This window comes from Pantoea stewartii subsp. stewartii (assembly GCF_008801695.1).
Classification (GTDB): domain Bacteria; phylum Pseudomonadota; class Gammaproteobacteria; order Enterobacterales; family Enterobacteriaceae; genus Pantoea; species Pantoea stewartii.
Map to the genome: position 1 here is coordinate 1 of NZ_VZPF01000116.1, position 10536 is coordinate 10536.

Below are 10536 nucleotides of genomic sequence, written 5' to 3' on the forward strand. Positions count from 1 at the left end.
AATGGAGGCGAAGCGCCTCAAGGAGCCATGTCCGGTGTTTCACGCGATAGTGTCCATTAAAAAATGATGGACACTATTTTCCCGGAACCGGAGCCCGCTGCACAGACGGTTTAAATGTGACGCTTACCGATATATCAACCGACAACATGATTCATCGCGATATCAGCCTTCCCTTTCTGGAAAGCCTTTACACTGCAATTCAGCCCCCCGACAAATTCACCATGAACTGTTATCGGGCAGGAGGGGCTGTGACTGAGCTGCTCTTCTGGAACGCAAAGGACGTTATTTTTGTGCTGACAATTTGCGAATATAAACTGGACGTTTCGTCAGTGACAGACGATGAAATCCGGGTGACACACAAAGTGATAAGTTTGCCTGATATCACTGACATCATGTGCCTGGTCACTCGGCTTGCGTCTCACTACCAGCTTCAGCCTTCACTTTCTTCAGACGCTGAATCGTCAGTTTTCGTTTTTACCGCAGCGCCCAGATAGACAACCATCTGGCGCAGGTCGGTAATTTCAAGGTTTATAACAGAGTTCCCCCCGGCATCTGTTCGGCCGCTAAACGTCGGGTTCAGCAAATACACTTTGAAATACCGGATATCCGGAGTGTTAAGAATATCTTTGATATAGCGCCCTTGCCTTGAGCGCCCAACTATTTTCTTATCCACATATAGAATTAGCTTTTTTCCATCGACTTTGTCATAAAACCTTAAGCGGAATCCATCGCCAAACGCTTTGAAATCAGTCGCGCCACCAAAAATAACGCCATTATGTGGATTATGCAGCCCCTTTGAAATATGCGTAACATATTCAGCGTAAGGCACCCGACCATAATTAACGATATTTATCGTCAGTGCATTGAACTCTTCCGGCTTAAGTTTATTTTTGGCCTCCTGCCATGTATCAATAAATCGCTGTAGTTGACTGGTACGTGTATACCGTGATTTACCCGGATCTCCTGTCTGATTTTCAGGTTCATCCGATAGAGAGACATGGTGCCCGCTATGGGTTAACGTTGCTGTACTCGTGTCTACTTCTTTATCACTGCCAGCAATAAACGGGTCGAAACTGTCCACATAATCATGCAATAAGCTTTTTAAGCTTCTTTCTTTGTAATCATCATCAGATTCATCACACCTCTGCCCTTGTTCCCGCTCTTCTGTAAATTTTCGCCATTCACACTCCGGGTGATGTGGCGTGCGGGACCTGAAGTGCGCAGTAATAAATTTTTCATCGTCCTCAGCTTTTAAGTGGTAATTCACACCTGTAACGGTCACGCGACAATTGTGATCGTCACAGGTAAAGGTAAATCGTTTTCGCTCTTGCTCATCGAGAGCGAAATATTCTCTCCTTGCTTCATCAATTGAAACGCTACGTTTCAGTTCATTGCAGTACGCAAATAAGACTTTCATCTCGCATTCCTTCCATTATACCAGTATTCACTGGAGACTATAATGAAACAACTCTGGATAGCTGAAAAGCCCTCCGTAGCCAGCGACATTGTTAAGGCGCTTGGCGGCAATTTCACCCGGCATGATGGCTATGCCGAATCATCTACCGATATCGTGAGCTATTGCGTTGGCCACGTCCTCGAAATGGTTCCTCCTGAGCAAATCAACCCGGCCTATGCCACCTGGTCACTCGACACCCTCCCCTTACAGCTGTACCCCGTCCGGTTACAACCAAAGGAGAGCGTGGCCAAACAAGCCAACACGCTTATTAAGCTGATTCGTCGCCCGGATATCAAAATGGTTGTCCACTGCGGCGACCCGGACGACGAGGGACAGCTCCTGGTTGACGAGGTGCTGGAGTTCGCCGGGAACACCGCGCCGGTGAAACGGGCGCTGATTAACGACAACACCGCGCCAGCGGTGAAAAAAGCCATCAACTCTCTGCGTGATAACAGCGATTTTCGGGGGATGTACCTGAAAGCCCTGATGCGCAGCGCCGGTGACGCGATTTTTGGCTTCAGCATGAGCCGCTGTTACACCCTCAAAGCCCGTGATAAGGGCTATAAGGGCACGATTTCTGTTGGCCGCGTCCAGACGCCGGTGCTGGGTATGATTGTGCGCCGGTGGCGCGACAATCAGGCGCACAGCGAGGTGTTTTACTATCAGCTCGCCGGGCAGTTTATCAGCGGTACTGACGTTGTCAGCGCCCGCTGGCAGACGTCCGAATACGCGCCGGTGGACGATAAAAAGCGGCTGACGGATAAGGCCTGGGGAGAAGGACTCGCGAGGGCTCTGGCCGGAAAACCGGCCAGAGTGCTCGCGGCCGCCACCGACCGGGGAAAAACCACGGCCGCCCCGCTGCCGTTTAACCTGCTGCGCCTGCAGGTGCATATGAACCGCAGGCACAAACTGACCGCGCAGCAGACGCTCGATATCACGCAGAAGCTCAAGGACAGTAAATACATTACCTATAACCGCTCTGACTGTTCGTATCTGTCCGATGAACAGTTCAGCGACGCGCCGCAGGTGGTCACGGCCTTAAAAACGCTCGACGTTTTTAACGGCCTTGCCACCGACACGGCGCAAAAAAGCGCGGCGTTTGACAGTAAAAAGGTCACCGCCCACACCGCCATTATCCCGACGGCAACCCTGCCAGATTTAAACAGTCTCAGTGAAAAGGAAAAGGCAGTCTATCTTGCCATCGCACAATTTTATCTCGTGCAGTTCGTGGCGAAAAAGCGGTTTGACGAAGCGCTAGCCGAGATTAAATGCGGTGACGAAATATTTAAAGTCTCGGCGCGGAAAACCAGGGATGCGGGTTTTACGGTATTCCTGAACGACTCGGAAAACGAGGACGAGGAGGACGAAAACAGCAGCGCGTTTGAGGCCATCAGCCGCCTGCAAACCGGGGCGACATTAACCTGCCGCGAGGTAGTGATATCGGAGAAAAAAACCAAACCGCTGCCGCTGTTCACCGAGGCGACCCTGCTCGCTGCCCTCGTTCGCGTGGCCGATTTTGTGGCAGATCCGCGTATAAAAAAACTGCTCAAGGAGAAGGATAAAGACAAAAAAGACGAACACGGCGGCATCGGCACACCGGCGACCCGCGCGGCCATTATAGAGACGCTGAAAACCCGCGATTACATCACCGAGGAAAAGGGGAAATTTATCCCCACAGCCGCCGGGCTGGCGTTAATTGATGCCCTGCCCGACTCGGTGACGCAGCCGGATATGACCGCTGTCTGGGCTGAAAAACAGGCAGCAGTGGAAACCGGCGAAATGACCATCGAGCGATTTATTGATGGTCTTTACGCGGAAGTTTCCCGCTTGGTTGAGAGCGCCGATATTGCCATCAGTGCGACGGAAAAACAGCCCGTTAAAACGGCGCTTAACCGCAGCGCAGGCTTTGTTGAATAATAGGTAATCATTCTGTTTTGTCTGCACTGTTTTGGTAGAAAACGCTGATGCCAGACAGAACACCGTCATACGCAAGCATGTAATGCATTGATTTTATGTTATCTGAAACAACCGTTTTCATAGTACCACAGCATAAAATCCATTTATTCAACAAAGCCCAGCAAATATCGATATCGATGTTAAACGCATACGCCCATTTCCTAAAATCGCACCTCCAAAGACATTTAACATTGTTAAAGTCGTTGCTCAAACCACTAAAGATAATTCATCTTTAATAAGGCAGCTTGAATCTGCAATTCATTATCTAAAAAAAGGGAATTCTAAAGGAGTAGATCACGATGATGACATCGGTTTTACCTTCGAAATGACTATCGAAGAAAATTCCATTTTTGGCGATGAATGTGCAGCAACCAGATTTGAATAATACTGGCACAAACTATTCCGTTGACCTTGCCGTTAGGCTGCGAAGATTTACGAGGATGGGGATTCAATTTTGAAAAAATTGCTAATCACCAGACCGTAAAATCAGCGCAGTGGTGAGAGGCGAGTAAATTCAATTTCAACGAAATTGTTAATTTGCGTCGCCGAACCCACTTTTTGAGCGTTCACCCCAAGTGAGCCGAAAAAAGCCGGGGGGAGCCGCAAAAAATTTGCCGCCCCAGCGAGCAAATAGGCATCCCCAGATGCCGGTTTTTGTGGGGGGCTTGCCCCGCACACCGTCGAGCCTAAGTCTCCGGCCAAAAGCCGGTCGCGCGTAGCGCAAGACGGTGTGCCGCCTTTGACCTTCGGGGGTTTTGGCTCGGCGTCCAGCCGGGACATTACCCCCATGTGTCATGCAGTGAGGGCGTCCAGCCCGAACGTAATGGCACACGCCGTTGCCCGTCATTCGGGCGTTTCAGAGGACAGACGACCACTGGTCGGCTGTATTCTGAAAGCGCGGATAACGGGCTTGATCGCCACTGGCGATCAGCGCCTTTTGCCTATTCATCGGAGCATACTATGGGAGCATCGCATGGGAGCGTGGTTACGCTCCTATAAGCTGCTCCCATCTTTTGCGCCCAACACGTCAGTTTTCGTATGGAGAAAATAGATATGGGTTCCCACCTGATGCAAAGGCTGAATGCCTTTGCCGATGCATTTTCCTTTTTTCTGTTATGGCTGCAAAACAGCCCTGTCATATTATCCCTGCTCGCAGGTCTTACATTACCTTTTATATTCCACCTTCCCCGAGAGGAAAGAAAGAACGCCCCATTCTGGTTAAAGTCGGTGGCGTGTGTGTCCATTTTCTTTTTTATATTCGGCACCATATCACCGCTAACTATTCAGGGGTTGAGCTACTTTTTTAAGTCACTCGACGGCTTTGTTGAATAATAGGTAATCATTCTGTTTTGTCTGCACTGTTTTGGTAGAAAACGCTGATGCCAGACAGAACACCGTCATACGCAAGCATGTAATGCATTGATTTTATGTTATCTGAAACAACCGTTTTCATAGTACCACAGCATAAAATCCATTTATTCAACAAAGCCTCACTCGACAACAACATACTGTTTAGAGTTCCGCTATGGATCATGACCATAATATTTACGGCAGCAGGATTAATATTTCATATTGCAGCCCGACGACTTTTAGCAGGAGAAATTGACAACCTAAAACATCGAATGATTAAGAAAAGCAAGCTGGAGAGAAATACCCGAACCGATGTACGCAAAGTAAAAGAGCTATTACCCGACCCCATAGAATATAATCCACTCGATTACATTGATTTAAAGAAAGGCGTTTTTATTGGATTAAACAAAGATGACCAGCCGCAATACATAACCATAAAAGAATTCAAAACCCAACACGCAGCAATTATCGGTACAACAGGTTCCGGGAAAGGCATAACTGCGACCGTTCTACTTTATCAGGCTATTCTTTTAGGTGAGGCTGTTTTTGTAGAAGATCCAAAAGATGATGAATGGGCACCTCACGTACTTAGGGAAGCATGTAAAAAAGCAGGCAAGAAATTCACACTTATAAATTTAAACAAGCTCAATTTCCAGCTTGATTTACTGGCTGATATCTCTCATGAACAACTGGAGGAATTATTTAACGCTGGCTTTAGCCTGGCTAAAAAAGGGGAGGCTTCTGATTTTTATCGTATCTCTGACCGTCGCGCAGCCAGAAATACATCTGCAATTTATGAAAAAGGAATGACACTTCGTGATTTATTTAACACTGAACTTTGTTCAGTCATTACGTGAAGATGTTCCCGCATTTTGTGGCGAGCTGGAAGAAATTGCTTTAGTTAACTCAATTAATGCCACCAAAGGATTTTCATTAAAAGAGGTTTTTGATGAAGGTGGTTGTTGCTACATTATTGGTTCAACGCGCAATCAAAAGATAATTTCCGCACAAAGAATGATTCTGACCCGGCTGATACAAATAGCAGAGACCAGGGACAGAATAAACAGCACCCCGCGTACTGTTGCTATTTTCCTCGACGAGTTGAAATATCATCTTTCTCGCCCTGCTCTTGAAGGGCTTGGAACGGCACGAGATAAAGGCGTGCACATATTCATGGCTTTTCAGGCGATAGACGATCTGCGTGACTGCCCGTCTGATTTAAATGGTGATTCAGTTATTGGCGCTATCATTGAAAACGCAAAATTCAAATTGATTTATAAAATCCAGAATCCCGAAACAGCAGAATGGGCGGCCAAAATGACAGGCTCTATCCTGGTCGATGATGAAATGAGAAAAGTACGAACTGATTTATCATTAACGGAAAAAGTGGATACAGACCGAATGATAAGACAGGCAGAAAGTTACTACGTTGACAGTAATATGTTTTTAAATCTCCCTGAAAAAGTTGGTTTTGTATTTACGTCAACCGAACTACCAAGAGCTACAAAGATGTTTCAGGTTCAGGTCAAAAAAGAAAACATCGAACTTCTTTCATTTGAGTATAAGCAAGCCACGCCGGAAAAAAATGAAAGTCAGGAACATAAGCCATCAATCAATTTGTGAGGGCTGAAATGCTTATTCATAACGTTGCAGAAAGGAAAGAAGCCGCAAACAGAAAAATGCTTGCATTGCTGACATTCCTTAAAGAAGAAACATACTCCGATTTTAAAACGCTGAAAAAAGTTGTTGGGTTCAAGGGTAAAAGTCACCGCCCAACGTATGCGCTACTGAATAAAGCAGTTGCATTGGGGTTTCTGATAAAACATGATTACCCGGTAATAGCCGGAAAAAAATCACTATGGGGGATCACCATGCAAGGGCTGGCGATGGTGGTTAAACCTGATGATAAAGTATTCCCCGGTTATTTTGAGCCGGGGAAACTCAAATACTGGACGCTGGAACACCGGCTCCTGAATCATCGGGTCAGAATTGCACTGGAAGAGAAAGGCGGGCAAGGCTGGCTTAATGGTGATCGGGGGGAGTTTATTGCGCGTTATCCTGGCGTTCGCCATCGTCCTGACGGGATTATCACGTTAGATAGCGGCGCTATCGTCGCCGTCGAAACTGAGCGCTCGATGAAAACCCGCGCACGCTATATCAACATCATTAACAGCCATCTGGCGGCCAGCGATGCCGGACGCTGGCACTACGCGATGTATGTCATGCCGGATGACAAAACCAAAACATCGTTAATCCGGCTGTTTGACTCCATCAAAACGGTAATGAGGAACAACGTTCCGGTGCCGTTCGACACGAAGAACCGTGAAATGTTTCTTTTCCGCACCATTGATGAACTGGAGCAAGCAGCCGCCAGCGGCGGCCAGTGATTATTTATATAAATCTATTTTTATAAGGTGTGGCAAATGAAATGCCGATCTCGTTTGCTTGTGTTTCTGCCCCTGCTTTTCCCCGCCCTTTGCCTGGCTGACTTTTCTGGCCGTGTTGTTCGGGTCGTCGATGGTGATACTGTCCAGGTACTCACCGATGGCAAAATGGTAAAAGTTCGCCTTAACGGTATCGATGCCCCGGAATCGGGGCAACCGTTCGGCCAGCGCTCGAAGCAGAACCTGTTAAAGCTGGCTGTCCAGAAACAGACGGAGGTCATAGCTAACAATACAGATCGTTATGGCCGCTGGCTGGGAACATTGATGATTGACGGTATCAATATCAACGCAGAACAGATTAAAGCGGGTATGGCGTGGGCTTACCGCTATCATGGCCGTGCCAGTGACGAAACAATGCTACGCCTTGAAGAAGAAGCCAGACGGCATAGAATCGGGCTGTGGTCGTCATCTGATCCAGTGGAGCCGTGGAAGTGGCGCAAACAGAACAAATAGGATTATATTTTTATATAATTCTGATATGGTAAGGTTAATTTTTAGACGGACGAGGGACTTATGATATTCGCTAAATTTCAGTCACTGACCCATAAGATAGACACAATGGTTATTCGTGACATTAAACGGGAGATGCCGTTGAAATACTGGTCATTCAAAGTGGCGGAATGGATCACCAGAATCGGAATGATTGGCTTTGTTTGTACCTTTCTTACGTATTTCGGACTCGGCCTCATCATGCAGCACTCAGGCCAAAACCTGCCGGAATCGTTTACTGAGGGATGCGCTCAAGCCATCGTTGCATTGATAGCTATTGCCCTGGTCGGTTTCCTGGTCAGAGGCGGGTTGTACGTCGATCTGGAAAAAAGAATCCTGGATAAGTGGCAGGGCTACGTTCAGTGATGGTATCACCCGGCCAGTGGCCGGGATACCGGGTGACTCAATGATGTTTTTTCCAGAATTCCTGGTACGCCTCGAATAGCTCCCCATGTTTCATATCGTTGGCCGCAGCAATGGAGCGGAACTCACGTTTCAGCTCCATATCAATGTATAAGTTAAGCTGTGCCTTACGGCCATCAGCACTTTTCCGGGTAGGATTAAAGCCGTGTTCCGTGTCCGCCTGGCTTGGCGGCTCACCTTTGGTATTGCGCGGTTTTGCTGGGACGTTCGCCATAATATCACCTCATAGATAAATATAATTATATTATTATATACTACTGCGTAAGCGTTGTCAGTCGGTCGATCACACCCTGCACAACATCATCAGCTTTTTGCCGTGGGCCAGGAAAAGGCGACTCCGTAAGAGCAAGCCCTTTATCCTGCGCCTGGCTGAACGATGTCAGAAAAGGAATAGCGCCCGGAATGACGGGAACGCCGCAGGGTTGCAGGTATTCCAGCGCCGCGCGATATTCACTCTCACTTTCACTTACCCCCGCAAACACCACCGCCATTTTATCTGTCGAATGCCCTTTGTTACGCAGCGCGTTTACGGTCGTAACGGTCGTTCGTAGATCGTCCACGCTAAACCCTGTCGGCAGTACCAGCAAATCGACAATATCAATCAGGCTGAGTAACGATTTCGTCGCATACGCCGCACTGTCGATGACAATCAAATCCCATTGCCCGGATTCAATCTGTTTCTTCGCCTGTGAAACCGTCCCGCATCCCTGAATTGTCACCGGAGGTTCAAAACCATTCCGCAACCGGCGTTGCCCCCAGTCCAGGAAAGACCCCTGATCGATATCCATATCCAGCCCCAGCCCAAGAACCCCCCATCCCGCCTTTGTATACTCGGTAGCGATAGCCCGTGACATCGAGGACTTTTTCACCCCGCCTTTCCCGTTAGCCAGTGCAATAACAGCGGTCATACAACCCCCTATTAAAATATTTTTATAGAAAAATATAGATTTGGTTTGAGTGTAGCGCAGCCACACAAAAGAGTAAATATAAACCTATAACAATATAATTATAGGTTTATACATTTTTTTTATTCTGCCGCCATAAGCTCACATCGACACTCACCGCAAAGCAATACAGCGGAGGGTTTCGCCCATGCGTTCAGCCCACATTCCGGGCAGGTAAATTTCATGCGGGTGCCAGTACCCTTTACTGGCGGTTTGATCATGACGCTGAGATCGTCATCGTCTGGAATGAGTTCCGGGCGGGATTTGCTGACGGTCAGTGATAGCCGATTGATAAGGTCAGTATCGTTTTCATCGGTGACGGCCAGCCAGTCATCGAGGATATCGCTGTTAATCTTTGAGGTAACGATTGCTCCGTCAGACCAGCGGTCATACCAGGAGATAGAGAAGCCATTTTTAAGCAGGTCATACACGGCTTTCTGAAAGCGGCCACCACGGATAATGTAGTGCGTCATCTGCTGCCCGTTCTTTTTCCCGCCAGGTAAGCCGGTATTTGATGGCATAAGCCCGACTTCCTCCATCTTCGCGCCCCATACACGATCATGATAGCCGCCCCGGCATTTTTTAACGGGGGCGTAATGCTGCCACACGTGCACCATTTCATGCACCAGTGTTGACAGGGTATCGGCCAGCGAACGGCCACCGAAGTAATCGGGATTCATCGCCAGCTCCGATACGCTGGATTCCCCTGTGAAGCGTTCAGGCGCGAAATAACCAAAGGTGTTACGACCGCGCTGTAACGTAATCAGCAGATCCGGCAGAGCCTTATCAAAGAGGGAAAGATTGAACCAGTCATAAGCCTGTTGAAGCTCACTGTATGCCTTAATTGCGGGTTTGATATCGGACATAACACTATCTCCATAAGAATTGTATTGCACAATACAATTGTAGGGTTTGGCGGCAATCCACACCGTGACCGAAGTCATATTATTATATAATTATAGAAAAATAGAAAGTGATATTATCGACGGTTCGTAGGGAAAGGCGGGGGAAATGGAAAGATGTTAAATTTGTTAACGCTTTCGGGAATATTAACAAAAAATTAACCATGTGGTGTCGGTCAGTTTGACCGGAAATCACGTATACAAATGACGCCTTGACGCGAGAAAACAGCGCTAATCGCTATTTGTTATATAGAAATTGTGGATTTAACATAAAAGGCATTTGGCGAACCAAATTTCGGGGCTAACCGAAACAAAAAAGCCAGTCCTGCGGTACTGGCTGAATTCTGTTCAGAAAGAAGATAAAGCTACTGTTCTACTTCATCCGTAAGCGGCTCATTACGCTTATTCTGACGTTCTTCTTCGTACCATGCAGCGCGATATTCATCATCCTGCATCCACTCGCTATGCAGCTCTTCATGGCTTATCAGTCTCACCGGACACCTCCAGATTCACTGTACTGCGCTTTTTTTAGTACCAGTAATTTTGTATGAAAGCACGCCAAACAGGACGCA

Annotated in this window: 7 protein-coding genes and 4 pseudogenes; 6 read left to right on the forward strand and 5 right to left on the reverse strand. The window is 47.6% G+C overall.

Annotated elements, in window-relative coordinates:
• Positions 1–430: 430 nt before the first annotated feature.
• Entirely contained in the window at positions 431–1417 is a 987-nt protein-coding gene (locus tag F7Q90_RS23245) for a hypothetical protein (RefSeq protein WP_006122301.1), read from the reverse strand.
• A gap of 42 nt (positions 1418–1459) precedes the next feature.
• On the opposite strand from F7Q90_RS23245, the pseudogene F7Q90_RS23250 reads away from it, so the two are divergent.
• From F7Q90_RS23250 to F7Q90_RS23285, 6 genes and pseudogenes are all read left to right on the forward strand, one after another.
• Positions 1460–3304, forward strand: a pseudogene (locus F7Q90_RS23250) (DNA topoisomerase); the annotation flags it as partial.
• Positions 3305–4465: 1161 nt separating this feature from the next.
• Positions 4466–4738 (forward strand): annotated as a pseudogene (locus tag F7Q90_RS27385) (MFS transporter); the annotation flags it as partial.
• Positions 4739–4905: 167 nt separating this feature from the next.
• Positions 4906–6385: pseudogene (locus F7Q90_RS23270) on the forward strand (type IV secretion system DNA-binding domain-containing protein); the annotation flags it as partial.
• 8 nt (positions 6386–6393) lie between these two features.
• Positions 6394–7149 (forward strand): MobC family replication-relaxation protein, encoded by a 756-nt coding sequence (mobC, locus tag F7Q90_RS23275; RefSeq protein WP_044243468.1) that lies wholly within the window; start codon positions 6394–6396, stop codon positions 7147–7149.
• 36 nt (positions 7150–7185) lie between these two features.
• Positions 7186–7659, forward strand: a complete 474-nt coding sequence (locus F7Q90_RS23280; RefSeq protein WP_044243471.1) for a thermonuclease family protein — start codon at positions 7186–7188, stop codon at positions 7657–7659.
• Between the two features lie 60 nt (positions 7660–7719).
• Positions 7720–8061: a hypothetical protein gene (locus F7Q90_RS23285; protein WP_044243473.1), complete on the forward strand. Its 342-nt coding sequence runs from the start codon at positions 7720–7722 to the stop codon at positions 8059–8061.
• Positions 8062–8098: 37 nt separating this feature from the next.
• Here the strand turns inward: F7Q90_RS23285 and F7Q90_RS23290 are convergent, their stop codons facing one another.
• The 4 genes and pseudogenes from F7Q90_RS23290 to F7Q90_RS26945 form a co-directional block, all read right to left on the reverse strand.
• Entirely contained in the window at positions 8099–8332 is a 234-nt protein-coding gene (locus F7Q90_RS23290) for a hypothetical protein (protein WP_004178129.1), read from the reverse strand.
• A gap of 40 nt (positions 8333–8372) precedes the next feature.
• Complete coding sequence (locus tag F7Q90_RS23295) at positions 8373–9026, reverse strand: ParA family protein (RefSeq protein ID WP_044243477.1); 654 nt, start codon at positions 9024–9026, stop codon at positions 8373–8375.
• Between the two features lie 119 nt (positions 9027–9145).
• Positions 9146–9928 (reverse strand): SprT-like domain-containing protein, encoded by a 783-nt coding sequence (locus tag F7Q90_RS23300; protein ID WP_006122320.1) that lies wholly within the window; start codon positions 9926–9928, stop codon positions 9146–9148.
• A gap of 416 nt (positions 9929–10344) precedes the next feature.
• Positions 10345–10458, reverse strand: a pseudogene (locus F7Q90_RS26945) (helix-turn-helix domain-containing protein); the annotation flags it as partial.
• Positions 10459–10536: the final 78 nt, after the last annotated feature.